General features: G+C 71.7%; 22 protein-coding genes and 1 pseudogene. 11 read left to right on the top strand and 12 right to left on the bottom strand.

Annotation, left to right across the window (positions count from 1 at the left end):
- Both ABZ193_RS37190 and ABZ193_RS37185 read right to left on the bottom strand, forming a co-directional pair.
- Positions 1–561: hypothetical protein (locus tag ABZ193_RS37190; RefSeq protein ID WP_354713293.1), on the bottom strand; the 561-nt coding region annotated here is incomplete at its 3' end.
- A 56-nt stretch (positions 562–617) separates the two neighbouring features.
- Positions 618–1,196, bottom strand: a complete 579-nt coding sequence (locus tag ABZ193_RS37185; protein WP_354713291.1) for a LuxR C-terminal-related transcriptional regulator — start codon at positions 1,194–1,196, stop codon at positions 618–620.
- Between the two features lie 143 nt (positions 1,197–1,339).
- Between ABZ193_RS37185 and ABZ193_RS37180 the strand changes: the two genes are divergently transcribed.
- Positions 1,340–2,929, top strand: coding sequence for a LuxR C-terminal-related transcriptional regulator (locus ABZ193_RS37180; protein ID WP_354713289.1), 1,590 nt, complete (start codon positions 1,340–1,342; stop codon positions 2,927–2,929).
- A gap of 139 nt (positions 2,930–3,068) precedes the next feature.
- On the opposite strand, the gene ABZ193_RS37175 is transcribed toward ABZ193_RS37180, so the two are convergent.
- On the bottom strand, positions 3,069–4,136 hold the full coding sequence (locus tag ABZ193_RS37175) for a winged helix DNA-binding domain-containing protein (protein WP_354713287.1): 1,068 nt from the start codon (positions 4,134–4,136) through the stop codon (positions 3,069–3,071).
- A 35-nt stretch (positions 4,137–4,171) separates the two neighbouring features.
- A complete protein-coding gene (locus ABZ193_RS37170; RefSeq protein ID WP_354713285.1) occupies positions 4,172–4,816 on the bottom strand; it encodes a TetR/AcrR family transcriptional regulator in 645 nt (214 codons plus the stop codon).
- Between ABZ193_RS37170 and ABZ193_RS37165 the strand changes: the two genes are divergently transcribed.
- Positions 4,796–6,289 carry an MFS transporter gene (locus tag ABZ193_RS37165; protein ID WP_354713283.1) on the top strand — a complete coding sequence of 498 codons (1,494 nt, stop codon included), beginning with the start codon at positions 4,796–4,798 and terminating at the stop codon, positions 6,287–6,289. The genes ABZ193_RS37170 and ABZ193_RS37165 overlap by 21 nt on opposite strands.
- Positions 6,290–6,408: 119 nt before the next feature.
- Here ABZ193_RS37165 and ABZ193_RS37160 read toward each other — a convergent pair whose 3' ends face one another.
- The gene (locus ABZ193_RS37160; protein ID WP_237337764.1) at positions 6,409–6,579 is read right to left on the bottom strand and encodes a hypothetical protein; all 171 of its coding nucleotides are present in this window, start codon (positions 6,577–6,579) and stop codon (positions 6,409–6,411) included.
- A 115-nt stretch (positions 6,580–6,694) separates the two neighbouring features.
- On the opposite strand from ABZ193_RS37160, the gene ABZ193_RS37155 reads away from it, so the two are divergent.
- The 6 genes from ABZ193_RS37155 (at position 6,695) to ABZ193_RS37130 (ending at position 15,831) form a co-directional block, all read left to right on the top strand.
- Entirely contained in the window at positions 6,695–9,337 is a 2,643-nt protein-coding gene (locus ABZ193_RS37155) for a BTAD domain-containing putative transcriptional regulator (protein ID WP_354713281.1), read from the top strand.
- A gap of 70 nt (positions 9,338–9,407) precedes the next feature.
- Positions 9,408–10,259, top strand: coding sequence for a neutral zinc metallopeptidase (locus tag ABZ193_RS37150; RefSeq protein ID WP_237337766.1), 852 nt, complete (start codon positions 9,408–9,410; stop codon positions 10,257–10,259).
- A 742-nt stretch (positions 10,260–11,001) separates the two neighbouring features.
- Positions 11,002–13,350, top strand: coding sequence for a hypothetical protein (locus tag ABZ193_RS37145; protein WP_354713280.1), 2,349 nt, complete (start codon positions 11,002–11,004; stop codon positions 13,348–13,350).
- A gap of 192 nt (positions 13,351–13,542) precedes the next feature.
- Positions 13,543–14,001, top strand: coding sequence for a hypothetical protein (locus ABZ193_RS37140; RefSeq protein ID WP_237337768.1), 459 nt, complete (start codon positions 13,543–13,545; stop codon positions 13,999–14,001).
- 421 nt (positions 14,002–14,422) lie between these two features.
- Positions 14,423–14,827 (top strand): MerR family transcriptional regulator, encoded by a 405-nt coding sequence (locus ABZ193_RS37135; protein ID WP_354713277.1) that lies wholly within the window; start codon positions 14,423–14,425, stop codon positions 14,825–14,827.
- The gene (locus ABZ193_RS37130) at positions 14,827–15,831 is read left to right on the top strand and encodes an alkylmercury lyase family protein (RefSeq protein ID WP_354713275.1); all 1,005 of its coding nucleotides are present in this window, start codon (positions 14,827–14,829) and stop codon (positions 15,829–15,831) included. Before ABZ193_RS37135 ends, ABZ193_RS37130 begins: the two co-directional genes overlap by 1 nt.
- A gap of 384 nt (positions 15,832–16,215) precedes the next feature.
- Here the strand turns inward: ABZ193_RS37130 and ABZ193_RS37125 are convergent, their stop codons facing one another.
- The 3 genes from ABZ193_RS37125 to ABZ193_RS37115 are packed head-to-tail and all read right to left on the bottom strand — an operon-like array spanning position 16,216 to position 18,328.
- Entirely contained in the window at positions 16,216–16,893 is a 678-nt protein-coding gene (locus ABZ193_RS37125; protein ID WP_354713274.1) for an arsenate reductase ArsC, read from the bottom strand.
- 2 nt (positions 16,894–16,895) lie between these two features.
- Positions 16,896–17,969, bottom strand: coding sequence for an ACR3 family arsenite efflux transporter (arsB, locus tag ABZ193_RS37120; RefSeq protein WP_354713272.1), 1,074 nt, complete (start codon positions 17,967–17,969; stop codon positions 16,896–16,898).
- The gene (locus ABZ193_RS37115; protein WP_354713270.1) at positions 17,966–18,328 is read right to left on the bottom strand and encodes a metalloregulator ArsR/SmtB family transcription factor; all 363 of its coding nucleotides are present in this window, start codon (positions 18,326–18,328) and stop codon (positions 17,966–17,968) included. The genes arsB and ABZ193_RS37115 overlap by 4 nt, the downstream gene beginning before the upstream one ends.
- A 99-nt stretch (positions 18,329–18,427) precedes the next feature.
- On the opposite strand from ABZ193_RS37115, the gene arsM reads away from it, so the two are divergent.
- Complete coding sequence (gene arsM / locus ABZ193_RS37110) at positions 18,428–19,240, top strand: arsenite methyltransferase (RefSeq protein ID WP_354713268.1); 813 nt, start codon at positions 18,428–18,430, stop codon at positions 19,238–19,240.
- A 94-nt stretch (positions 19,241–19,334) separates the two neighbouring features.
- Here arsM and ABZ193_RS37105 read toward each other — a convergent pair whose 3' ends face one another.
- Positions 19,335–20,567 (bottom strand): sodium:proton exchanger, encoded by a 1,233-nt coding sequence (locus ABZ193_RS37105; protein WP_354713266.1) that lies wholly within the window; start codon positions 20,565–20,567, stop codon positions 19,335–19,337.
- Between the two features lie 299 nt (positions 20,568–20,866).
- Here ABZ193_RS37105 and ABZ193_RS37100 point away from each other — a divergent pair, with 299 nt between their 5' ends.
- Both ABZ193_RS37100 and ABZ193_RS37095 read left to right on the top strand, forming a co-directional pair.
- Positions 20,867–21,238 carry a metalloregulator ArsR/SmtB family transcription factor gene (locus tag ABZ193_RS37100; protein WP_354713264.1) on the top strand — a complete coding sequence of 124 codons (372 nt, stop codon included), beginning with the start codon at positions 20,867–20,869 and terminating at the stop codon, positions 21,236–21,238.
- Positions 21,239–21,332: 94 nt separating this feature from the next.
- Positions 21,333–21,845 (top strand): DinB family protein, encoded by a 513-nt coding sequence (locus ABZ193_RS37095; RefSeq protein WP_354713262.1) that lies wholly within the window; start codon positions 21,333–21,335, stop codon positions 21,843–21,845.
- On the opposite strand, the gene ABZ193_RS37090 is transcribed toward ABZ193_RS37095, so the two are convergent.
- From ABZ193_RS37090 to ABZ193_RS37080, 3 genes and pseudogenes are all read right to left on the bottom strand, one after another.
- Positions 21,835–22,872: an NAD(P)-binding domain-containing protein gene (locus tag ABZ193_RS37090; protein ID WP_354713260.1), complete on the bottom strand. Its 1,038-nt coding sequence runs from the start codon at positions 22,870–22,872 to the stop codon at positions 21,835–21,837. The genes ABZ193_RS37095 and ABZ193_RS37090 overlap by 11 nt on opposite strands.
- Positions 22,873–22,913: 41 nt before the next feature.
- A pseudogene (locus ABZ193_RS37085) lies at positions 22,914–24,123 on the bottom strand (MFS transporter).
- A gap of 6 nt (positions 24,124–24,129) precedes the next feature.
- Positions 24,130–25,159, bottom strand: a 1,030-nt coding sequence (locus tag ABZ193_RS37080; RefSeq protein ID WP_354713258.1) for a flavoprotein, incomplete at its 5' end; no start/stop codon positions are given.

Below are 25,159 nucleotides of genomic sequence, written 5' to 3'. Positions count from 1 at the left end.
GGCGTCCTGGACGCCGCGAAGGGCGGCCTCGCGCCGTGCTCCGGCGGCCGCGAGCGCATCGGCGGCCGCAGTGCGGGCAGCTTCGGCCTGTGCCAGGGCATCCGCGGACGTGGTGACCGCGGACTCGGCCTGGCGCACGGATTCGTCGGCCGCCCGCACCTCGGCGAACTGGTCGGCGGCGACGAAATCGAGCAGGGGCAGTGCGGCCCGGTAGTCCAGCGGCGCGCGGTTGTCCAGCACCGCGAACTCCCGGCCACGGCGGAACTCCGCGGAGACCCCGGAGTAGAAACCGGCCACGCGTGATCGGGCCGCCACGGCAGCGGACCGCGCCGCGCGCAACGCCTCGCCGGTCGACCCGCTGCCTGCCCGTGCGGCCGACAGGTTCCCCTCAGCCGCCGCGAGTTCGGCTTCCTTGCCGCTCACTTCGCTCTGCACGGCGGCGAGTTCGTCCTGGGCGCGCCGGAGTTCCTGGTACGCACTGTCCACGTCGAGTCGCGGTGCGGCCAGCGACGGCGCGGCCCCGAGCACGGCCGTCAGCCACACCACGACCAGCAGCGTCATCCTGACCACACCGAACAGACCGGCCGGCGCGGCGGAACCTGACGCGCAGCGGCGCATCAGGGCGGGAAAAGACCGGCCCGGATCGCGAGCGCCACCGCGTGCGCCCGTGACGACGCGCGCAACTTCGACTTCGCCGTGCGCAGGGCGGATCGGGCGGCGGCAGGGGTGAGACCGAGTTCGGCCGCGGTCTCCTCCGCCGTCATCCCGCGCGCGGCGCACTCCAGGACCGCGATCTCCTGCGCCGCCAGGCCGGTCACCCGGTTGCCGGGCGTCCGGGCCACCGCGGCGACCTCGGCGAGCGCGCCGAACACATTGCCCGGCAAACCGTTGCGGAGCAACGCCCAGCTGATGACGCCGTCCACGCCGGGCGGCGGTGAGGTGTCCTCGGCCAGCAGCAGCACGACCGCGGACGGCGCCGCCGCGCGGACGTCGCGGCACAGCGCGGGCACGTCGTCCACTTCGCCGTCGACGATCACGATGTCCGGATCGGACTGTCGCACGGCGCGGAGACCCGCGAGGCTGGTGTCTGCGATCTCCCACCGCGGCGCGGGACCTCCCGGCTGGGCCGACCGCAGCGCACGCGCGCGAGCCGGGTCCTCCCCGACGTACATCGCGACGAGGGCGGCCGCGGGCATCCACCAACTCCTGTGTGTCTTCAAACCGGTGACCCGAGACTAGTTGATCTTGCGCGCACCGGGCGGGTGAACCGCAATGACACTGTCAGTAGCAGTAAGCGCTTCCAGACGGACGCCTTTCCGCGGTGGTTACTATCCGAGAAGTGCACGACGGCAGCTCGCTCGACGAGTTCCCCGCAGAACTGCGCCGGATCGTCGGCGCGCAGGACTGGGACGAGCTGGAGGACTTTTGCGACCGGCACTGGCTGGCGTTGCCCGCGGACCTGGCCGCGACGCTCGTCGCCGCGCTCGGGTCGATCCCGCCCGAAGTCCTGCACGGCAGGCCGCGGCTGGTGATCGCGTGGCTCACCAACGCCCACGCGCTGGCCGGCCCCGCGGACGCGGAACTGCGCGCGTTCCTCCGGCGCTACATGGAAGTGGGTGCGCGGATGGCCAACCAGTTCGACCTGACCGCGGACGTCCCGCCCGCCACGCTGATCGCGCTGGGCACCGCGAAGCTCGTCCAGTTGCGGGGGCAGGGCAGCCTGGACGAGGCGGATGAGCTCGGCGAGCAGCTCGCGCGGCGGGTGGACGAACTCCGCCCGCTGCCGCGGGAACGGTCGACCTTGCGGCCCGGATGGCTTGCGCTGCAACGAGGTCTGACCCGGTCGCTGGCCGGTGACCTGGACGGCGCCACCGCCCTCTACCAGCTGGCGCACGAGCAGGCGCGGGCCGAGCCGCTCACGCACTTCGCCGGGATCAACGCCGCGGCGAACCTGGCCATGGTGTTCGCGCACCAGGGCCAGCAGGAGGCGGCCGCCCGCTGGATCAAGACGATGCGGTCGTACCCGCCGCCGATGCCGTCGGTCGCCTTCCTCGGCACCGTCGGGGCGACGATCGCCGAGGGCTGGCTCGCGCTCGACCGGCACGACCGGGACGGCGTGGCGGCCGCGCTCGCGGTGACCGGCGACGGCACCAAACCGATCGAGCTGTGGCCGTTCGTCGCGGCCCTGGTCGGCGCGGCCGCGCTGCATTTCGGTGATCCGGCGGACGGGCTCGACCAGCTCGAGCGGATCCGGATCAGCAGGCAGGCCACCGCCGCCGGGCCGGGCATCGCGCAGCAGGTGCTGGACCGCGCCAGGGCCGACCTGCTGATCGCCGCCGGACAGGGAAACCGCGCGCTGCGGATGCTCCGGCGCGAAACGGCCGCGGTGCCGGCTTGGCTGGCGGTCCCGTCGGCCCGGCTGCACCTGCTGGCGGGCGACCACCGGCAGGCCAGGGCGATCGCCGCGCGCAGCGTGTGGGACGCGGGCACGCCGCGCCGCGACAAGGCGCAGCTGCTGCTCGTGCACGCCGTGGCCGCGCTCCGGATGGGTGACCGGGAAGCCGCCCGCGGCGCCGTCCGGATGCTGTCCTCGGTCCGCGAGCCGGACGAGGTGGCGTCCCTGGCGACGCTGCCCGCGGCCGAACGCGCGGAACTCCTCGGCGAGATCGAGCTGACGAAGACCGCGGCCGCGCGCCTGGACCACGCGCGCCCGGTTTTCCCGGAGCGGATCGACCTGGTGGCGCTGACCAACCGCGAGCACCGGGTCCTGACCGAGCTGGCGCAGGGCCACTCGCCGCAGGAGATCGCCCGCAGCCTGGTCGTCTCCGTGGCGACGGTCCGCTCCCAGTTGCAGAGCGTCTACCGGAAGCTGGGCGCCTCCAACCGCGACGAGGCGATCATGCGCACGTACGAGCTGGGCCTGCTCTGAGCCGGGGTGGCACACGCTCGCCGGGAACACCGCCCGTCCCACCCCCTTCGACCCCAGAGCCGGACGGCGTCCGCCGGCGAGCTTCGCGGCCCCCCGCACCACTCAGACCGGGCAGGGGCCGCGGACATGACGCGGCGGGTCAGGGAGTTCGGCCGTCGCCGGTGAGGAACGCGGTGAGGTGCCGGGCCTCCTCGTCGACTGCGGTCCGCTCGGCACGGGTGAAGCGGCGCAGCGGGGTGACGGTCACGGTGTCCGCTTCGACGGTCCAGGTGGCGGCGACGCGGCCGTCGACCAGCACGACCCGCTCACCGGCCACCGAGAGGTTGCGGTGGGCGTCGTCGATGATGCGGCTGCGGTCCTGGTAGCCGAGGATCGCGTTGTCGAACGCGGGCAGGAACCGGATCGGGGCGGGCGTGCCGGGGTCGGGGCGTGGTGCGTCGGGCAGGTCGAGGAGTTCGCGGCCGTGTTCGTCGCGGAAGGCGACCAGTTCGTCGCGGATGGCGGCCACCGCGGCGGGCAGCCCGGCGAGGCCGCTCCAGGCGCGCAGGTCGGCCACGGTGGCCGGGCCGAAGGCGGCCAGGTAGCGGCGCGCGAGCGCCTGCCCGACGGGATCCGCGCCGTCCTCGGGGAGCGACTCGACGTCGCGTCCCAGCCAGGAGGACAGCCGGACGTTCTGGACGCCCGCCTTGGCGCGCCACAGCCCGCGCGGCGGCACCTGCACCGTCGGCACGAGTGCGGCGATCGCGAGTTCGCCCAGCGGGCGTGGCCCCGCGGACGGCCAGCGCCCGGCGAGCGCCCGCCCGATGTCGGCCATGGTGCGCGGCTCGTCACGGGCCAGCTCCGCCCGCGCCGCCGCGGCCACCTCGCTGGGGTCCACGCCGTCCAGCTCGCGGCGGTAGACGCCGAACACCCGCTGGCGCAGCATCGCGTCGTGACGGCTCCGCCAGGCCAGGACGTCGTCCGCCGTGACGAGGTGAATGGTGCGGCGCATGAGGTGCGTGCGGACGACCCGTCTGCCGGTCAGGAGCTCGTCGAGGGCGGCCGGCTGGAACCCCCGAAGCCGCGACCACAGCCCGACGAACGGTTCCTGCGGCTCCTGGGCCTGCAACCCGCACAGGTGGGAGACCGCGTCCACGACCGGCAGATCGGCCCGATCGAGGAGCAACTGGCGAGCCAACGCCGCCCGGTTGAGGGCCCTGCTGTCCATAGTGGTCACAGTGCCCATGGTCGCAGGGGAAGCGGTCAGGTGGTGTCCTTTTTCCGGGCTGCTGGGTGCAGATCGCCTCCTGTCGCGGGCAGGAACAGGCGGTCGAGGTGGTAGGCCAGGATCGCGTGGGCGTCGTCGGTGCTGCGCTGGCCGACCAGCACGCTGGTCCCCAGTCCGTGGCTGAGCGCCAGCAGTCTCGCGGCTTCCGCGCGGTGGTCCCTGCCGGGGTGTAGTTCGCCCCGGGTGGCGGCGTCGGCCAGGATGTCGGCGAGTTCGCGTTCGCGCCGGTTGGGGCCGTCGACGAACGGGTGCGCGGCGAGGTCCGGGTCGGTCATGGCCAGCACCGCGTACGAGGTCCATACCAGGTGGTGCGCGCGGCTCTCGGCATCGGTCGGCAGCGCCTCGGCGAGGAAGCCTTCTGCGATTGCCCGCGTCGACGACTGGACATCCCGCGTCCTCTCTCGCCAGCGTTCGACGCTGCGCCGTTCGAGGTGTTCAAGCGTGCCGTGCAACAGTTCGGCCTTGGTGTCGAAGTAGTACTGCACCAGGCTGACCGACACCCCGGCTTCCGCGGCGACCGTGCGCATCGTGACCGCGTGCAGCCCCTCGCGCGCCGCGACCCGGACCAGCGCCTCGGCGATCTGCGCGCGGCGTTCGGCGTGATCGACGATCTTCGGCACCACTTCCTCCGCTCGGTCTTTATAGTACGCATGTATATAATACGCTTGTACAGTAAAGGGGTCGACGTGGGGTCCGACGAGGCGAAAACCCGGGGCAGAGCGCTGCTGGCGTTGTCGTGTGCGGCGCAGTTCATGGTGGTGCTCGACGTCTCGGTGGTGAATGTCGCGCTGCCGTCCATCCAGTCCGCACTCGGGTTCAACGCTGCGGACTTGCCGTGGGTGGTCAACGCCTATGCCGTGGTCTTCGCCGGGTTTCTGCTGCTTGGCGGCCGACTCGCCGACGTCTGGGGACGGCGCCGGACCTTCCTGGGCGGCCTCGCCCTGTTCACCGCGGCCAGCCTGGCCGGGGGCGTCGCCGGCACGGCGGGGCTGCTCACGGCGGCGCGGGCGGTGCAGGGACTCGGCGCGGCGGTGCTCGCCCCGGCGACGCTGACCGTGCTGATGGCGGCGTTCCCCGAGGGCGCCCGGCGGACGCGGGCGCTGGCCGTGTGGACGGCGGTCGGGATAGCCGGCGGCACGGCGGGCAATCTGCTCGGCGGCGCGCTGACCGAGTTCCTGACGTGGCGGTCGACGTTGCTGATCAACGTCCCGGTCGGGGCGCTGGCCCTGGTCGCCGCGGTGAAGCTGCTGCCCGCGGACACCGGCCGGGCGTCGCGGCCGCGCCTGGACGTTCCCGGTGCCGTCGCCGTCACCGTCGGCCTGGGCGCGCTGAGCTACGGCGTCAGCCGGTTCGCGGACGGCGGCGGCCACGGGCTCGCGATCGCCGCCGTGGGAATCGGTATCACGGCATTGACGGCGTTCGTCCTGATCGAGTGGCGGGCCGCGGGGACACCGTTGATTCCGCTGCGGCTGTTCACCAGTCGCGCGATCCTGGTCGGCAATGCCGTGATGCTGCTAACCGGGGCGTGCCTGAACCCGATGTGGTACTTCCTCGCGCTGTCCATGCAGAACGTGCTGCACTACAGCGCTGTGCAGACCGGACTCGGTTTCCTGCCGCACACGCTGCTGAGCATCGCCGTCGGCACGTGGCTTACGCCGTGGCTCATGCGGTTCGTCCGGCACCAGCTGCTCATCGTCGGCGGCGCGCTCCTGGCCGCAGCCGGCTTCGGGTGGCAGAGCGCGCTCACTCCCGGCAGCGGCTACCTCGTCGGCATCGCCGGACCGGCGATCCTGATCGCGCTCGGCTCCGGCCTGCTCAACACCCCGCTGACCACCACCGTCACCGCCGGAATCGACCCGGCCGACGCGGGTGCCGCCTCGGGATTGATGAACACCACGAAACAGGCCGGCGCCGCCCTCGGTCTCGCCGTGCTCGTCGCGGCGACCGGCACGACGGCCACCACGCCTGAGCAGTTGGCCGCTGCCTACGGCCACGCGTTCCTGCTCATCGCGGCCATTCTGACGGCGGCTGCCGCGGTTGCCTTCGCGCTTCCCGGACGAGCCCGGCAGCTTGCGTCAACGGGCTCCTCGTAGCGGATCAGGCGTCCGCCGGAGCACGACGCCGCTCGCCGCGACGACCGCGATACCGCGACGAGCCGGGTAGGGCGCCGGGCTGGTGCCTCCCTCTGCGCAGCACCAGCCCGGCGACCAGATCAGTTGTCCCACGGGTGCCCCGCGACCACCGAGTTACTCCACGGATGCCCGGCGACCACCGAGTTGTTCCAGTCGTGCCCCGCCACCACGGAGTCGTTCCAGTCGTGCCCGGCGACCGCGACGAAAGCCGCCGCCGCCAGAACCGCCGTGACGATGCCCTTGATGCGCATGCCTTCCCCCTGACGAGTCGAGGTAACTGTCCCGCGCAGCGTCCCGCCACCGTGCATCACATCTGCATCACGGGCGCCCCGGCCGCCGCCGGCGAGTGGTTGTCTGGACCGCGCCATGGATATTCGGGTACTGGGGCCGGTCCAGGTGCTGGCCGGAGACCGCCCGGTGCGGGTGTCGGGGCCGCGGCAGGAACGCGTCCTCGCCGCGCTGGTCCTCGACGCCGGCCGCGTCGTCCCGGTGTCGCGGCTGGTCGAGGTGGTCTGGGACGGCGATCCCCCGGCGACCGCGGTGCGCCAGGTCCGCAACGTCACCTCGGCGCTGCGCCGCGCGCTCGTCGCGGCCGGGTTCCCCGACGACGTCCTCACCGCCACCGGCCCGGGGTTCGTCCTGAACCCGCCGGACAGCGACCTGGCGCGCTTCGAACGGCACGCCGCGGCCGAGGAGTACCGGGAGGCGCTGGCGTGCTGGCGCGGCCCGGCACTGGCGGGCGTCACCAGCCACGCCCTCGCCGGCGAAGTCGCCCGGCTGGAGGAAAAACGGCTGACGATCCTGGAAGCGCACCTGTCCCGTGCGGGCGACATCGCGGAACTGACCGCCGCGGTCGCCCAGCACCCGCTGCGCGAAGGGCTCGCCGCGTTGCTCATCCAGGCGTTGTGGCGGCAGGGACGCACCGCCGACGCCCTGCTCACCTACCGGCGCACCCGGGACCGGCTGGCCGCCGAACTCGGCGTCGAACCCGGACCGGCCCTGCGCGCCCTGCACGCGCGGATCCAGCGGGACGGCAGCGCGTGCTACCTGCCCTACCGGACGCCCGACTTCACCGGACGCAGGCGCGAGCTCGACCTCGTGCTCGGCGCCTTGCACGGCGGGAACGTCGTGCTCGTCCACGGGATGGCGGGCGTGGGCAAAACGGCTCTCGCGGTGCACGCCGCGCACCGGGCCGCTTCCCGCTTCCCCGACGGCCAGTTGTTCGTCGACCTCCACGGCTACTCGCCGGGCCGGGACCCACTGGATCCCGCGGCCGCGTTGTCGTCCCTGCTGCTCCAGGTCGGCGTCCCGGCGCCGCAGCACCCGGGCAGCCTCGACGACCGCGCCGCGTTGTGGCGAGCACGCACCTCCGGCCGGGCGCTGCTGGTCCTGCTCGACAACGCCGCCGGGGCGCACCACCTCCTGCCGCTGCTCCCGGGGTCCCCGTCCGTCGCGGTCCTCGCCACCAGCCGGCGCCGCCTCACCGCGGTCGACGGCGCGGTGCCGGTGCCGCTCGACGTCCTGCCCGAAACCGACGCCGCCGCGCTGTTCACCGCGGTCTCCGGACGACGCGACCACGGCGTGGCCCGGCTGTGCGGCGGGCTCCCCCTGGCGATCCGGATCGCCGCGTCCCGCGTGCGCCACCAACCCGGCCGGGCCGCCGAACGCCTGGCCGGCCGGCGATCGAGGCTCCGCGAGCTGCGCACCACCGACCGCGACATCGCGGCGGCGTTCGCACTGTCCTATCGCGACCTCGGCGAACCCCAGCGGTACCTGTTCCGCGTCCTCGGCATCCACCCGGGCCCGCTCGTCACCCCGGACGCCGCCGCGGCGCTGACCGGGCTCCCGGACACCGAACGCCTGCTGGACGACCTGTGCGACGCCCACCTGCTGAGCCGCCCGCACCCGGACGGGTACACGTTCCACGACCTGCTGGCCGAGTACGCCCGCGACCTCGTCCGGCCCGGCGAAGCGAGGGCCGCGCGGGACCGGTTGCTCGGCTACTACCGCGACGGCGGCGACACCGAGTGGCACGTCCGGGAACGCCCGAACCTGCGCGCGGTGGCCGAGTTCGCGCTCGCGCAGCGGTGTGAGGTCCACGCGTGGCGCATCGCCGACCACGCCGCCCAGTTCCTGCGTGTCCGGGGGCACCGGGACGACTTCGTCGCCGTGGCCCGCGCCGGGTTCGCGGCCGCGGAACGTCTCGGGGACACCGAGGCGTTGCTGCGCAGTCTCGACAACCTCGCCAACGCCCAGTGGGACAGCGGTGACCTCGACGCGGCGATGACCACGACGCGACGACGTCTCCGGCTGGCCGTCGACGATCCGGCGGCCCAGGCGAGCGCGCTGTCCCGGATCGGCACGCTGCACGGCATGCGGGGCGACTACCGGACGGCGATCACGTACTACCGGCAGGCTCTCGACGTGCCGGCCGACGAGCGTCTCACCGCGCTGGTGCTGGGCAACCTCAGCCACGCGCAGGAGATCCTCGGCGACTTCGCCGACGCGCTCACCTCGATCTCCCAGGCCCGTGACCTGCGCGAACGCACCGACGACCGGCACGGTTCGGTGCTCAGCGACGCGCAGTACGCCCACGTCCTCTCCCGGCTGGGACGGACGCGCGATGCCGTCGGAACCGCGTCCGAGGCCGTCGCGAGGGCCGTGCGGCTCGGCTACCCGTTCGGCGAAGCGTGGGCGCGCACGGACCTCGCGGACGTGCTGCTCGCCGCGAACCGGCCCGCCGAAGCCCGCGAGCACGCCGGACGCGCCCGTGACCTGCTGATGCACCTCGACCACCCCCTCCTGCTCGCCATGGCGGCCAACAGCCTGGGCGACGCGCACCACGCGCTCGGCGAGACAGCGCTCGCGCGCGAGTGCTACGGCCTGGCGCGAGAAACCGCCACGCGGGTCGGCTACCGGCGCGAGCGGGAGCGGGCAGAGCGCGGTCTCGCACGTGATCTCGGCGATACCGGCGTAACGGATCGCGGCCGTCGGCGACGAAGGCGGTGAATCGTGTCCGGCGCTCTACCGAGGGGGTGTGCTCGTGTCCGCATGGTTCCCCTCGCGCGCCAGAAGACGCGTGTGGACACTCGTGACGGCCATCGCGGTCCTCGCCGCGGGGCTGGCCGGCCTCGACTGGATCAACATCGGCGCGAACCCCGTGGGCGAGGTGGCGAAGGCGCGATCGGTCAGCCGGCTCCTGCAGCCGGAGGTGGGCGCACCGCCCCGGATGACCCGGCTCGCCGGGCACCCGCTGCTCGCCCACGACGTCAAGCTCGCCGACGTCACCTGCAAGCTCCCGCCGTTCGACACCCCGCCCGAACCGCTGCAGGCCTACTACGAGGCCGCGGTCGGGTGCATGGAAGCGGCCTGGGCGCCGGTGTTCGCCGCGCTCCGCGTGCCGATCCGGCCCGTCACGATCAACGGGGCGGACGACATCCCGCGCAACCTCTGCGGGCGGCCGTCCGCGGACGAGGCGGCCGCGATGTACTGCTCCGCGAACACCACGATCTACATGCCGCGCAGCCGCGTGCTGGTCCCCGGCGGCGACGCGCGGTACCAGCGGGCCGTGGTGCTGCCGATCCTCGCCCACGAGTACGGGCACCACATCCAGTACCTCAGCGGCATGCTCCGGGCGGCCGAGCGGGCGCAGGACGACGCAGGCCACGGTTCGGCGGCCGCGCTGGAGACGACCCGCCGCGTCGAACTCCAGGCGACGTGCTTCGCCGGCCTGTTCCTCGGTGACGCCGCACGCGGCGGATCGATCACGAAATCCGCCGCGGAAGAGATGATGGACACCTTCCACACCACCCTCAGCAGCGAAACGCACGGCTCGCGGTTGAACCAAGCCGACTGGGCGGACCGCGGCCACCGGACCAACGCCACCGCCCAGTGCGACACGTGGACCGCCCCGGCCGACGACGTGGGCTAGTTCCCCAGTGCACGCTGGGGAAGTTCCCCGAAGGTGCGAACGGGCGGTCTCAACCTGCACGACCTCACCGCCGGGGCAGCGCCGCCATGGCCGTCCTCGAATTCCGGCGGTCACCACCTCGGCATCAACACCACCCTCGGCGGCACGGCCGGCGCCAGCACGTTCGCCCCCCACCCACCTGGCGGGCAACCCGCCGTCTACACCAACGCCGACGGCGGAGAGGTGCAGCCCTTCGCGGCCAGAAAGCCGCCCTCTACCAGGGCGAGGAAGTCGCGGCCATGGTCTGCGCGCCCGGCAGCACCTGCGACTACCCCACCGGCACCGGGCTCTCCGGCGCGGATCTCACCGACGAGCAGAAGCAGCTTCTCCTCAACCCGGGCCGAACGCCTACATCGAGTTCGCCAGTCAGCAGGGTTCGGCGGGCGCCGACGTCGACGGCGTGAACACCTCCGGCTGGGGCCACGTCCACACCATCTACCGCGACCCCACCAACGAGTACGCGAACAGCGCCACGCAGCAGGAAGCCACCGGCGGCAAATGGGTGCCGGCGCCCCGCCGGCAGGCGGCACCCCACCCGCGGGCAACTGACGCCTCGACTGGCAGTACCTCTCCTGGTTGCGCTCCCGTACCCGGCGCCTTGACCTGCGCGCCCTGACGATCTTCGTGACACCACCACGCCAGCACCCGGGCCTAGATTGAACGCTGTTTGCCTTTGGTCGCAACGAAACCCGGGAGGGTGTGGATGCGCAAGCATTGGAGACCGGCGATCACCGGCGCGGTACTGGCTCTGGGATTGGCTTTGCTGCAGACGCCGTCGGCGTCGGCGGCTTCGGCCGACGGTTCCTGGTCGGTGACGCCGGTGGACGGCGGCTACCGGATCACTCTGACGCTCGACAAGCGGCTCCCGGCGCGGGACGCGTCGCCGGAACTCGCGGTCGACGGCCGGTCCCTCGGTGAGGCGCAGGAGTCCCGGGACGGCCGGACGCTCACCCTGGTGACGACCGATCCCGCCGCGGCGAACCCGTCGTCGGTGCGGGTGGCGTGGCAGGGCGTGGTGCCCGGCACGAGCACCCGCAGTGCCGCCACCGCGACCGACGTGGCCGCCGGGACGCCGATCACGTCCGCGCCCGAGGCAACGGGACGCTACGGAGTCACCCGCGCCGACTACGACTTCGGTGACACCGCGCTCCAGCTGTCCGGGTTGACCGGCGTGCCGGTCGAGGAGCGGGCCGCGGTGTGGGTGCCGGTCGGCGCGTCCGGCAAGCGGCCGGTGGTGGTGTTCCTGCACGGCCGAGCGGACGCCTGCTACGACCCGGACTCCGGCGCGTTCGACAACGCGAACTGGCCCTGCGTCAACGGCCTCGAGCCGGTGCCCAGCTACCTCGGCTACGCCCGGCCGGCGGAAACCCTCGCCAGCCAGGGTTACGTCGTGGTGTCGATCAGCGCGAACGCGATCGGCGCCTTCGACCAGAGCACGGCGTCGCCCGACCGCGGTGGCCTGGCCCGCGGCCAGCTGGTGATGGCACACCTCGACCTGCTCGCCAAGGCCGACGCAGGCACCGCGGCCGGGATGAGCACCGTGCTCAAGGGCAAGCTCGATCTCGGCAACGTCGGCCTGATGGGCCACTCCCGCGGCGGCGACGGCGTGGTCCGCGCCGCACTGCTCAACGCCGCCCGCCCCACCCCGTACGGGATCAGGGGCGTGCTCCCGATCGCCCCGATCGACCGGACCCGCCCCGCACTGACCGACGTGCCGATGGCCGTGCTGCTGCCCTACTGCGACGGCGACGTCTCGAACCAGGAAGGCCAGCACTTCTTCGAGGACTCGCGGTACACGAGCGGCACGGACACCGCGCTGAAGTCGTCGTTGCTCGTGATGGGCGCGAACCACAACTACTTCAACGACGTGTGGTCAAAGCTGTACGGCGACGACTGGGACCTCTACGTCGACCCGGCCGACCCGGCCTGCGGCAGCACCACGGCGGGCAACACCCGGCTCACCGTGGACGAGCAGCGGGCGGCAGGCGTCGCCTACACCGCCGCCTTCTTCCGCATGACCCTCGGCAGGGAAAGCGCTTTCCTGCCGATGTTCCAGTCCGGCTCCGGCAGCGCGGTCCAGGTCGGCGCGGCGACGGTGCTGCAGGCGACGCAGTCGCCCGCCGCGCAGCGGCTCGACGTCGCTCCGCTGCAGGCGCCGGCCGCCAACGTCGCGTTCTCCGGCAAGGTGCTCGGCCAGTACTGCGCGAGCATCGCCGGCGCCTCCCCGCAGAGCGGCCTGCCCTCGTGCACCGACTCCACCGCCACCAGCCGCTTCCCGTCGTTCACCCCGGTGACCCACACCGCGAACGTGCCGGCCACTCCGATGCTGCACCTGACCTGGGCCGGCGGTGGCCAGATGACGGCCGCCCTGCCGTCCGGCCGGTACGACGTCAGCGGCTACGGCGCGCTGACCCTTCGGGCGGCGCCGGACGCGGGCAACACCGCCGCGGATCTGCGGCTCACCGTCGTGGACGGCGCCGGCCGGACGCAGTCCACCACCGTCTCGGCCCTGAGCGGCGCGCTCTCGCCGCTGCCTGCAGGGAACGAGGACCTGCTGCCGAAGACGTGGTTGCGCACCGTCCGCTGGCCGGTCGCCGCGATGACCGGGGTGGACACGACCGACATCCGGCAGATCCGGATCACGACGGCGACCACCACCGGCGGGGTGCTCCTGTCCGACCTCGCGTTCACCACGCCGTCCGTCGGCACGGGTGCGCCGACCAAGCTGCCGCAACTGTCCGTCAGCGACACGACGGCCGACGAGGACGCCGGCAACGCGACGGTCGCCGTGCGGCTGTCCAAGGCGAGCAGGCTGCCGGTGACCGTGCACCTGCAGGCCATGGCCGGTCCGGGTACCCAGATCACCGCGGCGGCCCAGCAGGTCACGATTCCCGCCGGGCAGACCACCGCCACGGTGACCATCCCGATCAAGGACAACTCGACGGTGGACGCCAGTGCCGACACCCGGTACGAAGTCGTGCTCGGCTACCCCACCAACGCAGTGACCGGCAAGAACACCGCCTACGCCACCGTCCACGACGACGAAGCATGATCCCGGCAGCGGGGGTTTCCCTCACGCAAGGGGAACCCCCGGCACCGCCAGCCCGAGGACGCACCGGAAACACTCCTCGCCTTCGGGTTGTTCCTCGCCTCAACCTGACGTCCCAGGTGGAGCCGCCCCGGCTGCCCCCTGCCTCCGTCGTACACTGCGCCGTTCGGGACGGTCCGAAGGAGGACGCCACCAATGAGATCCAGTGCCCCGAACAGCTCCTACGGCTACCCGGGCCATCCGACGGGCACGGACATGCCCGGACTGATGAGGGCGGCGCGGGTACTCCTGTTCGTCATGGGTGGCCTGCAGCTCACCGTCGGCGTGCTCGTCGCCGGCCTCTTAGGCGGCATCGTCGCCAACGACGGCGGGGGCATCGCCGATGCCGTCGCCGTCGTCGGTGTGCTGCTGGGCCTGGGTGCGCTGTCGATCATCCTGGGAACGAAGTTCGCCACCGGCGGTGGCGGTGTCCGGGTCACCACGATCGTGTACGCATCGCTGATGATCGTCGCCTGCGTGGGCGGCCTGGGCCTGGGGGACGGCTTCGGCCTCATCTTCACGGGCGGCCCGGTCATCGGGTTCGCCTGTAGCGGCATGATCCTGGCGTTGATGGCCACCGCCCAGGCCGGCGCCTGGTTCAACCGCCCGCGGTAGGCGCTGAGCAGCACGGCACCCACACACGCGCGCGGGTCCCGCCGTGGCATGCCTACACCAACCCCATGCAGGACACCGAAAAGAAAATCGCCCGACCTGCTACCGTGAGCAGATCGGGCGATCTTGACGACTGTGGAGCTAAGGGGACTCGAACCCCTGACCCCCACACTGCCAGTGTGGTGCGCTCTACCTCCTGACCTGCGGGTTTGGAGAATCCGCTGGTCGGCTGGGGCAGTCTGGGGCAGTTCAGCGCCGTTCTGCGCCGTTGGACGCCGCTGTGAGCGTGGTCGTGCCCCAGAAATGCCCCAGGGGCAAATAACGTGAACCGGAACGCGAACCCGGTTTCCGCTGGCATCGCTGCACTGATCGAACGCGGACGAAGACTTGACTCTGTAGCGGGGTACGGGGTTGAGGATGGGGTATGCGCAGCAGCGAGGTAGCGGCCGAGGCGGGGGTGAACCCGCAGACGTTGCGGTACTACGAGCGCCGAGGGTTGGTCACGGAGCCGCCGCGGACCACCTCGGGCTACCGGGTCTATCCCGCGGCAACAGTGGAGACGGTGCGGTTCGTGAAACGGGCCCAGGAGCTGGGCTTCACCCTGGATGAGGTCCGTGAGTTGCTACACCTGGCCGAGGGCGGGCCGGAGGACTGCGACACCGCGACCGCCCTCGCACACGCCCGGCTCACAGCGCTGGAGGACAAGATCGCTGATCTGGTGCGAATGCGGGACTCCCTGCTCGAGCTGGTGCAGACCTGCGAGTTGCCGCGCCGGGACCGGCGCTGTCCGCTGCTACGTGCCTTGCAGACCAACCCCGGGGAGACGTGATGGAGCTGCAAATCCTCCAGGTACCCGACTGTCCGAACGCGGCTTTGCTGCGGCAGCGCCTGGCCGAGGCGATCGGCCCCGACGTCGTCGTGACCGCCCGCATGATCACCGACCTGACGGAGGCGACGTCCGCGGGGATGAGCGGGTCGCCGACGTTGCTGGTCAACGGAGTTGATCCGTTCGCCGCGCCGGGTAGCCCGGCGAGCGTGTCCTGCCGCCTTTACCGGGACGCCGAGGGCCGGGTCTCGGGCGCTCCGACGGTCACAGCCCTGCGGCAGGCGCTGCATGGTCAGCACGCGCAGGTCGCCCGGGCCCGGGCTCGCGCGCTCGCGGCCGACCCTGCCGAGCGAGCGGTGCACGGGGCGATCCTGCGCAGCTTCACCACGGACGGGACCGCCCCCGGGGCGCGCGCGTTGGAGCAGGCAGTGGCGCCCTTCGAGATTCCGGTCGATGAGGTACTGGGCCGGCTGCATGAACGCGACGTCATCCGCCTCACCTCGACGGGGGACATCCGGGCGGCGTATCCGTTCTCCGCGGTCCCCACCCGGCACCGCGTCCACCTGGCCGATGGCCCGACCGTATACGCGATATGCATGATCGACGCCCTCGGCATGCCGGCCATGCTCGACACCGACGCCACCATCACCACCACCCCACCGGGCAATGCCGGACCGATCACCGTGACCGTGACCGCCGGCCAGACAACCTGGAACCCGGCCCAGGCGGTGGTGTTCGTCGGTGCCGAGGCCGCGGCCGGCCCCTCGGCCGAAGTGTGCGGCGACCACCTCAACGCCTTTGCCGACGCAGCCGCCGCGCAGGCCTGGGCCGTCGCCCACCCCGAAGTGCCCGGCGACATACTCGACGGCGCAACCGCAGCCCAGCTCGGCAGTCGCATCTTCGGCGACCTCCTCGCACCCGAATCCGGGCAGTCAGCGGCCCCTGCGACGCCGGGTGGTACTCACGAACACATCGCCAGTTCGACCGGAACGAGCGAGAGCCCATGACGACTGACGCAGTCCAGGACCATCCCGAAACACCGCAGTCCAGGTGCTGGTGCTGCGGCGCGCAAGAGAGCGACAGCGACCTGGTTCACCTGGGTAACCATCCCGAGGTGGGAATCTGCATCCGTTGCGCCGGCTGGGTGCGACGACGCGCCAGGGAGCTTGAGGACCGGCACAGCCACGGAATCCCAGCACGGCTCCGTGGCCTGGTCCGCGGCGCCAGAGCCACCGTCATGGCCAAGGGATGGCACGAGCGGGGGCCACTCGGCGCCCTGCTGCGGCGCATCGACCGCTACCTGCCCTGACCACCGAGAAGTTGGCCGCGCAGCTGGTGATCATCGAGGTCCCTCGCCCCTGGCCGTCCGGATCAGCCGCGGCCTGCGCCCCTCAGGCGGTGGTCGGCACCAGCTCCTCGAGGAGAGCGCGTACGCGGCGGTCGATTTCGTCGCGGATGGGGCGGACGGCGTCGATGCCCTTGCCGGCGGGGTCGTCGAGTTGCCAGTCGAGGTAGCGCTTGCCGGGGAAGACGGGGCAGGCGTCGCCGCAGCCCATGGTGATCACGACGTCGGCAGCTTGCACGGCCTCGGTGGTCAGGGGCTTGGGGAATTCCTTGGACAGGTCGAGGCCAATCTCGTTCATGGCTTCGACGACGGCGGGGTTGATGGTGTCGGCGGGGGCGGATCCGGCGGAGCGGACGGTGACCCGCCCGGCGGCGTGGTGGTCGAGCAGGGCGGCGGCCATCTGGGAGCGGCCGGCGTTGTGGACGCAGACGAAGAGGACTTCGGGCTTGTCGGACACGGTAGCTCCTTGGTTCTTGGCGGTGGCTTCCAGCCGCTGCCGGGCGAAGCGGGCGGCCAGGACGGGCAGGTCGGTGCGGATGCGAGCGGTGGCGGCGAGGTGGGTGTAGGAGTCCTCGACGCAGTCGCGGACGGTTTCTGGCGAGAAGGTGCCGATGAAGTGCCGGGCGATCTCGTTGGCTTCGCGGTCGAGCAGGGTCTGCACGTGGCGGTCGGTGAGGCGGCAGTCTTCGACGTCGTGGCAGGGTTCGCCTTCGATGTGGTCCATGGCTACTCCCGGGTGGCTGGGGTGAATCGCCGGCGCAGGGCGAGCGAGACGTAGACAAGCGCAACGAGCACCGGCACCTCGATGAGCGGCCCGACGACACCGGCGAGCGCCTGCCCGCTGGTGGCGCCGAAGGTGGCGATGGCCACGGCGATGGCGAGCTCGAAGTTGTTGCCCGCCGCGGTGAACGCGAGCGTCGTGGTGCGTTCGTAGGTCAGCCCGATCGCCTTGCCGAACGCGTACGAACCGGCCCACATGAGTCCGAAGTAGACCAGCAGCGGCAGCGCGATGCGGGCGACGTCGAGCGGACGGCTGGTGATCTGGTTGCCCTGCAGGGCGAACAGCACGACGATGGTGAACAGCAGCCCGTACAGGGCAACCGGCCCGATCCGCGGCAGGAACCGGGATTCGTACCACTCGCGCCCACGGGCGCGTTCGCCCAGGCGGCGGGTGAGGTAGCCGGCGACGAGCGGGATGCCGAGGAAGATCAGCGTGCTCTTGGCGATCTGCCACCCCGACACCGACAGGCTGGTGGTGTCCAGGCCGAGCCAGCCGGGCAGTACGGCCAGGTAGAACCAGCCGAGCACCCCGAACATGATCACCTGGAACACCGAGTTGAGCGCGACCAGCACCGCGGCGGCTTCCCGGTCGCCGCAGGCGAGGTCGTTCCAGATGATGACCATCGCGATGCAGCGCGCCAGGCCGACGATGATCAGGCCGGTGCGGTATTCGGGCAGATCGGGCAGCAGCAGCCAGGCCAGCGCGAACATCAGCGCCGGGCCGATCAGCCAGTTCAGGACCAGCGAGGGCCACAGCAGTTTCCGGTCGCGGGTGACCGAGTCCAGCGTGTCGTAGCGGACCTTGGCCAGGACCGGGTACATCATCACCAGCAGCCCGAGGGCGATCGGCAGCGAGATGCCGTCGATGGCCACGGCGTCGAGGCCGGTCTCCAGGCCGGGGATCGAGCGCCCGGCGAACAATCCGAGGATCATCGCCGCGCCGATCCAGACCGGCAGGAAGCGGTCCAGCGTGGACAGCTTGCCGACAACGCCGGCGGGGGCGGTGTCGGTGGTGGTCACGCCGTCACCACCGGGGCCTCGGCGGGGGTCAGGACGGCGGAGAGCCGGGCCAGGGTCTCCGGCTGGACGCGGTAGTAGATCCAGGTGCCGCGCCGCTCGCCGGTGATCAGGCCGGACTCGCGCAGCACCTTGAGGTGGTGCGAGATCGTCGGGCCGGTCAGGTCGAAGGCGTCGGTCAGGTCGCAGACGCACGCTTCGCCGCCGTCGTGGGAAGCGATCAGTGACAGAAGGCGCAGCCGCACCGGGTCGCCGACCGCCTTGAACACCTTCGCCAGGTCCGCGGCCTGCGCCGCAGACAACGGCTCCCGCACCAGCGGCGAGCAGCACTCGGCGTCCACGATCGGCAACTGTTTCGACATGCGCCTATCTAAACAGATTTCTATCTTGACCTCCATCTATCCAAGGTGCAGGCTTTTCATCGACAGACATCGATCGTCGCGGAAACCGGAGGTGCCACCATGGGTGAGCAGGCGCAGGACGTGCGGGAACAGGTGCGTGAGCGCTATGCGGCGGCCGCGGTGCGGGCGAGCACGCGAGCGGCCGCGTCGTGCTGCGGTGGCGGATGTTCCAGCGAGGTGCCCGATCTGACTGGCGGCTGGTACGACGAGGCGGAGCGGTCGTCTCTGCCGGAGGAGGCGGTCCTGGCCAGCCTCGGCTGCGGCAACCCGCTGGCCGTGGCTGAGCTGCGCGAGGGTGAGACAGTGCTCGACCTGGGTTCCGGTGGCGGCATCGACGTGCTGTGGTCGGCGCGGCGGGTCGGCCCGGCGGGCAAGGTGTACGGGCTGGACATGACCGAGGAGATGCTCGCGCTCGCGCTGGCCAACGCCGAGAGGGCGGGCATGGCGAACGTGGAGTTCCTCAAGGGGCACATCGAGGCGATCCCGCTCCCGGCGAACCGGGTCGACGTGATCATCTCCAACTGCGTGATCAACCTGTCCGTGGACAAGCCGGCGGTGTTCGCCGAGATGTTCCGCGTGTTCAAGCCCGGCCGGCTGGGTATCTCGGACGTCGTCGCCGAGGACCACCTCACCGCCGCAGACCGGGCCGAGCGCGGGAACTACGTCGGCTGCATCGCGGGGGCGCTGACCTTCGCGGAGTACCGGGCCGGTCTGACCGAGGCCGGGTTCACCGGTATCGAGATCACCCCGACACACGAGGCCGCCGAGAACATGCACTCGGCAATCATTCGCGCGACCAAAACCAGGAACGCAGGTGGGCTGCGGGAACTACCGCTGGTGCCGACTTCATCCGAGGGGACGTGCTGCGGTTGAGCTTCAGCGCCTTCTCCGGTGTTGCTGATACATCCGGTCGACGACACTGCACACGCCTGCCGGTCAAAGAGCCGGAGCCCGGCCACTCAGCCGCTCACCGGTTCGTGGTGACAGCACACTCGGACTCGGCGGCCGATTCCTCCTGATCCGCACGGCGCCGGAAGGGAGCTGCCAGGGTTGGCAGGATGTGCCGACGGTTGTGCACCAGCGCGGCCAGGGCGAGGGCGGCGTAGACGCCGCACAGGACGTAGCGGGCGGTCTGACCGGGCAGCGCGAACTGCGCGGCAAACAGCCCGAGCAGAGTCCAAGCGGCCCAGCGCGGAAACCGCAGCGCGAGCAGTGCGGCGACCCCGAGCAGGGTCTGGGTGGCGGTGAGCAGGAACTCCTCGACCTGGCGGGCGTCCAGGTGCAGGGCTGCCGTACCACCGCCGACGAAGTAGGCCAGCGGCAAGCTGCCGACCAACAGGGTCCACTGGTTGACCTTGCTCGAGATCAGCGTGCCGATCGCGTCGGCACCTTTGCCGCGGACGGCGAACAGGATCGCCACGATGAACTCCGGTGCCTCCGAGGCCAGCGGCGCCAGCCACTGCACCAGCAGGAACTGATCGATCCCCAGCTGCGTCCCGGTCGCGATCAGCGCATGTGCGAAGGGTTCCGCGCAGGCCACGATCACCACCGCGGCGAAGGCGAACAGCCCCACCACCAGAGCGCGCCTGCCTCGCTTCGGGAGTTGCGCGATGGTCGCCGCAGGACCGACCAGATGCGGTTCACCGGCCTCGGCTCGGGAAACCTTCCACAGGTAGAACACGAAGAAGCCGAGCAGCGCGAACCCGAGCAGCAGCGGGATCTGGCCGGTGAGGGGAATCAGGAAGGCCACCACCGACGCGATCGCCAGGAAGCCCAGCTCCACCCGGTAGCCCGACTCCAGAACCAGCGCGCGCACGCTCTTGCCGCTACGGCGCCTGGCCAACGCCAGGGTGATGAGCACGACGACGGACCAGCCCAGGCCCAGCAGCAACCGGTTCGACCCAGTCATGTTCGCCGCCGCGTAGGCCACGTAGTCCGGATTGGACCCGGCGGTGTAGGCGAAGTACAGGTCCACCGCGTATTCCGGAAGCACCGCGATGACGGCCAGGATCGCGATCGCCAGCCCACCGGAGATGTCGACCTGTGCGGCCTCCGCGGCCCAGGCGAGCACGAACGAGGCCGCGACCACCGCCATACCGAACAGGAGCAACCCCACCACAGGCGCCGGCGCCAGCCCGGATGACCGCAGCACCAACGCCGGAACGGTCAACGCGACGCACAACGTCAGCGGGCGCAGCAACTTGCCCAACATGAAACAGGTCCTCCCGGTCGCAACCGCGCCGACCGGGAGACCGCGAGAGGGCCTCGGCCAGTCGGTACCAGCAGCTGGCCGAAGGTCTCGCCCACCACGGCGCCACAAGGCCGGGGCCCCGCAACCGGAGACCGGGCGGCCTCAGCGTGTCGGCGTGCGGGCTTACGGGCTACTCCCCTTCGGAACGCCTTTCACCCTCCACCCGGTTTCGTTGTTTTCGCAACCAACGGAGTGGATCTAGGCAGATGATGACAACGGATACCGAATGCGGAAGACTCGAGATCGTCATGCCGAACTTTCCCCAGCGGGCTACCACAGAAGCGGCCACCACCAGCGCCGCGGCGGAGCCGTCGGCGCCCCAGATCGCGGCTGCCGCGGCGACGTTCGCGTTGCTGTCCAGCCCGCCCCGGCTACACCTGGTGTGGTTGATCACACACGGCTCCTACGACGTGGGCACCCTCGCGCAGCGCGTTGGCATCAGCATCGCCACCGCCAGCCAGCACCTGGCCAAGCTGCGCCTGGTCGGTGTCGTCACCGCCCGTCGGGAAGGCCGTCGGCACCTCTACACCGTCGAAGACCCGCACATCGTCAAGCTGGTCGAGGAGATCTTCGACCACATCGCTCCCGACGGCACCCTCGCTCCAGACCCCCCTCGGTGATCCAGCACGGACCACCGCGCGGCCATCAGCTGACACGCGGGGCTGAGGCCGACCTCAGCCCCGTTGTGTCACGCTGAGCTGGAAGGGACGGGTCATGGATCGGCGGGCCGTGCACGAGCAGTGGGAACGCGACCGTGCCACCTTCCACGCGCTGTTGGCCGCCGCGACGGCCGACGACTTGCGCCGGCCGTCGCGCGGCACCCGGTGGACCAACTGCCAACTGTTGTTCCACATGCTGTTCGGCTACCAGGTAGTGCGGGCTCTGCTGCTGCTGGTGCGCGTGTTCGGGCGCCTGCCGGATCCGGTGAGTCGTGGGTTCGCCCGGGCGCTGGATGCCGGGACGGTGCCGTTCGACGTCGTGAACTACCTGGGCTCCTGCGGCGGCGCCCTGCTCGGGCCGCGGTGGATGACCTGGTGGTTCGACCGCATCATCGCGTCCCTGCACCGCAGCCTCGACCGCGCGTCCGAAGCCGACCTCGGGCGTGGCATGCACTATCCCACGCGCTGGGATCCGTTCTTCGCGCCTCGCATGACCCTGGCCGACGTCTACCGGTACCCGGCCCGGCATTTCGCCTTCCACCAGCGGCAGCTCACTTTCACCGCTTGAGCAGCCGCCGGGCCAGGTAGGCGGCGTCGCGGCCGACGCCGCGGAGGGTGGCCGAGGAGAAACTGCGCTGCCATTCCAGCCCGACGAACCCGAGCCCGGGATGGCTGGTGGACAGGCCACGGTGCTGCTTCGGCGCTCCGGTCGGGTCGAGGGCGCCGAGCTTGTCCAGGTAGGTCAGTCCAGGGCGGAACCCGGTGGCCAGGATGATGGTGTCCACCCGCTCACGGGTGCCGTCGGGCCAGGTCAGTGTGTCGCCGTTGATGGTGGTGAACATGCGCCGCTGGTCGGGCTTGCCGGCGTCGATCGCGGCGTGGTAGCCGCCGGTGTCGAGGACGAGCATGCTCGGCTTGGTGCGCAGCCACGGCCCGATGGGCAGGACGTCGAAGCCGGTAATGGTGAACCAGAAGTGCACGTCCCGGCCCAGCGGTTTCTGCGTGGCGTAGCGGATCGGCTTGCGCGTGGCGAGCGTGACGTGGGAGTGCGGCGCGAGGTCGACGGCGATCTGCACGGCGGAGTTGGCCGCGCCGACCACCACCACGCGCTGCCCGGCGAACGGGCTGGGTTCGCGGTACTCGCTGGAGTGCAGGACCGTGCCGGCGAACTCGTCAAGCCCGGGCAGCGCCGGCCGGTGCGGGGAGGTGAACGCGCCGGTCGCGGCGACGACGATCGGCGCGGAGAACTCGGCGCCCGCCTCGGTCGACACCAGGAACTCCCCGTCGGGCCGGGTCACGGCGGTGACCCGCTGGCCGGTACGGATGTCGGCGTCCAGCGCGGCGGCGTAGCGGCGAAGGTAGTCGATCACCTCGTCGCGGTGCGGGTAGCGGTTGGGGTCGCCGGGGAAGGCCAGGCCCGGTAGTGAGCTGTAGCGGGCCGGGGAGAACAGGTGGAGGCTGTCGTAGTAGTGCGGCCACGAGCCGACCGGTTCGTCACCGGCCTCCAGCAGGACGGGCTTGAGCCCGCGCGCCTTGAGGGCGTGGACCGAGGCGAGGCCGGCTTGGCCGCCGCCGATCACGATGGCATCAGGCATGACGAAGAAACCCTTTCACTACAACGAGTTGAGAAAGGCAGCTACCGGGCAGACCGGCGAGGGATGCTCGCGAGGGAGAACATCACGGCCGCCGCGGCGATGAGGGCCAGCACGCCGAACGTGGGCGCGTAGCCGCTGAGCCCGGTGGCGATCGCGGCGCCCGCCCACGGCGCGAGCGACATGGTGACCGTCAGCGGCGCGGACAGCAGCCCCGTGAGCCGTCCATAGTGGACCGCTCCCCACCGGTCGGTGATCGCGGTGGCCTGCAACAGTGTGAACACGCCGCGGGCCATCCCGGCGACCACGGCCGCGATGACGAGTGCGGCTGCCGTGGTCAGCAGGCCCAGCACCGCCGTAGTGGCTGCCACCGCGGCGAGAATGATCGCGGTGCGGACACGGACGCTGGTGTGGCGGGTGAAGGTCGTGTAGCCGAGGCGGCCCAGCATCTGCCCGGCCCCACCGAGGCCGAGCGCGACGGCGGCGGCACCTGGGCTGAGCCCGCGCTCGGTGAGCAACGGCACCAGGTTGATCACCACCGCGAACGCGGCGAACGCGGACAGACTCAACGCCACCACCAGCGCCACAAGCGGGGCTGCGCGCGATGCGTCCGGGATCGGTGTGCTCGGAGTGCGCGGGGTGCTCGTGCGGTTCGGGATCCGGCCAGTGCCCCCGCAACCCCCACACGTGGCCCGGGATCGTGATCACCGCCAGGACGACGGCGAGCACGAGGTAGGTCTGCCGCCAGTCGACGTGGGAGGCCAGCGCGGCGGTCAACGGGGCGAACACCGTCGACGCCAGCCCCGCCACCAGGGTCACCACGGTCAACGCGCCCACCCGGCGAGGCCCGTACCAGCGGGTCAGCGCGGCGAACGCCGGCGGGTACAGCGTCGCGCCCATCGCCACCCCGGCCAGCAGCCACGCCGCGACGAACCAGGCGAGGTTCTGCGCGGTCGCGATCGCCACCACCGCGGGCACCGCGAGGATCGAGCCGCCGGTCATCAGCCACCGCGGCCCGTGCCGGTCCAGCCACCGGCCCACCGGAATGCCGGCGAGCGCGGCGACCAGCTGACCACCCGAGAAACCTGCGGTGATCCAGCTCGGCGACCACCCGGTGGCCTTCGCGATGTCGGTGGCCAGCACGGGGAAGGCGTAGTAGAGCACGCCCCAGCTGGTGATCTCGGTGACGCACAAGGTCACCAGGACCCGGCGCAGCCCAGCCCTCGACAGGGGACCCGGGCTGCGCGGACGCATCGACCGTCACCGGTCCGTCGAGGGGGCGGCCAGCGAAATCAGCTCCGGCTCGGCCGGGGCGCCACAGCACCCGCCCGAGGAGGCGTCCGCCGCGGGTTCGTCGAACAGGCCCGCCCCGCCGCACACCCCGGTCTCGGCCAGCACCAGCTCCACCCGCCCGGCCGCCTCGTGGTCCCCGGCCAGTGCGGCGGCGATGGAGCGGACCTGCTCGTACCCGGTCATGGCGAGGAAGGTGGGTGCGCGGCCGTAGCTCTTCATCCCGGCCAGGTAGACGTTCGGCTCGGGGTGCGCGAGTTCCTTCGCGCCGTGCGGGTAGACGGTGCCGCAGGAGTGCACGTTCGGGTCGATCAACGGCGCGAGCGCGACCGGCGCCTGCAGCGTCGCGTCCAGCTCCAGCCTGACCTCCGACAGCCAGGACAGGTCCGGCCGGAACCCGGTCACCACCACGACCTCGTCCACAGCCTGGACCGTGCGGCCATCCAGTGAGCGCAACACCAACAGCCCGTGCTCGTCGCGCTCCACCGCCTCGGTGCGGAACCCCGCGACCACCTGCACCAGCCCGGCGTCCACGGCCGCCTTAGCGCGCAGTCCCAGTGCTCCGCGCGCCGGGAGCTGGTCCGCCTCGCCGCCACCGAAGGTGTTGCCTACCGAGCCGCGGCGCAGGATCCAGCTGATCCGCGTCCCCTCAGTGCGGGCCAGGTCGGTCAGAGCAACCAGCGCCGTCAACGCGGAGTGTCCGCTGCCCGCGACCGCGACGTGCTTGCCGGCGAATCGTTCCCGGAGCATCGGGTCGTGCAGGTCGGGCACCTGGTAGGTGATGCGGTCGGTAGCAGCCCGCTCGCCCAGGGCCGGGAGGCCGTCGCCGCCCAGCGGGTTCGGGTTGGTCCACGTCCCGGAGGCGTCGATCACCGCCCGCGCGGTGATCAGTTCCTCGCGCCCGTCGGCGTGGCGCACGTGCACCGTCAGCGGCTCGGTGTCGCGCCCGTGGTCGACCACGCGGTCCCGGCCACGGCGCGCCACCCCCACCACCTCGGCG

Origin of the sequence: Amycolatopsis sp. NPDC006125 (assembly GCF_040614195.1) — a bacterium.
Lineage (GTDB): Bacteria > Actinomycetota > Actinomycetes > Mycobacteriales > Pseudonocardiaceae > Amycolatopsis_E > Amycolatopsis_E tucumanensis.
The sequence above is the reverse complement of the archived record's forward strand: the minus strand, read 5'-3'. Positions and strand labels throughout refer to the sequence as shown.

Excerpts from the sequence above, each read along its gene's own strand:
- arsM (WP_354713268.1), top strand. The coding sequence starts at position 18,428 with ATGGGTGAGCAGGCGCAGGACGTGCGGGAACAGGTGCGTGAGCGCTAT.
- ABZ193_RS37145 (WP_354713280.1), top strand. The coding sequence starts at position 11,002 with ATGCGCAAGCATTGGAGACCGGCGATCACCGGCGCGGTACTGGCTCTG.
- ABZ193_RS37130 (WP_354713275.1), top strand. The coding sequence starts at position 14,827 with ATGGAGCTGCAAATCCTCCAGGTACCCGACTGTCCGAACGCGGCTTTG.
- ABZ193_RS37095 (WP_354713262.1), top strand. The coding sequence starts at position 21,333 with ATGGATCGGCGGGCCGTGCACGAGCAGTGGGAACGCGACCGTGCCACC.
- ABZ193_RS37090 (WP_354713260.1), bottom strand. The coding sequence starts at position 22,872 with ATGCCTGATGCCATCGTGATCGGCGGCGGCCAAGCCGGCCTCGCCTCG.
- ABZ193_RS37185 (WP_354713291.1), bottom strand. The coding sequence starts at position 1,196 with ATGCCCGCGGCCGCCCTCGTCGCGATGTACGTCGGGGAGGACCCGGCT.
- ABZ193_RS37175 (WP_354713287.1), bottom strand. The coding sequence starts at position 4,136 with ATGGACAGCAGGGCCCTCAACCGGGCGGCGTTGGCTCGCCAGTTGCTC.
- ABZ193_RS37125 (WP_354713274.1), bottom strand. The coding sequence starts at position 16,893 with ATGGACCACATCGAAGGCGAACCCTGCCACGACGTCGAAGACTGCCGC.
- ABZ193_RS37140 (WP_237337768.1), top strand. The coding sequence starts at position 13,543 with ATGAGATCCAGTGCCCCGAACAGCTCCTACGGCTACCCGGGCCATCCG.
- ABZ193_RS37155 (WP_354713281.1), top strand. The coding sequence starts at position 6,695 with ATGGATATTCGGGTACTGGGGCCGGTCCAGGTGCTGGCCGGAGACCGC.
- ABZ193_RS37100 (WP_354713264.1), top strand. The coding sequence starts at position 20,867 with ATGCCGAACTTTCCCCAGCGGGCTACCACAGAAGCGGCCACCACCAGC.
- ABZ193_RS37135 (WP_354713277.1), top strand. The coding sequence starts at position 14,423 with ATGCGCAGCAGCGAGGTAGCGGCCGAGGCGGGGGTGAACCCGCAGACG.
- ABZ193_RS37160 (WP_237337764.1), bottom strand. The coding sequence starts at position 6,579 with ATGCGCATCAAGGGCATCGTCACGGCGGTTCTGGCGGCGGCGGCTTTC.
- ABZ193_RS37115 (WP_354713270.1), bottom strand. The coding sequence starts at position 18,328 with ATGTCGAAACAGTTGCCGATCGTGGACGCCGAGTGCTGCTCGCCGCTG.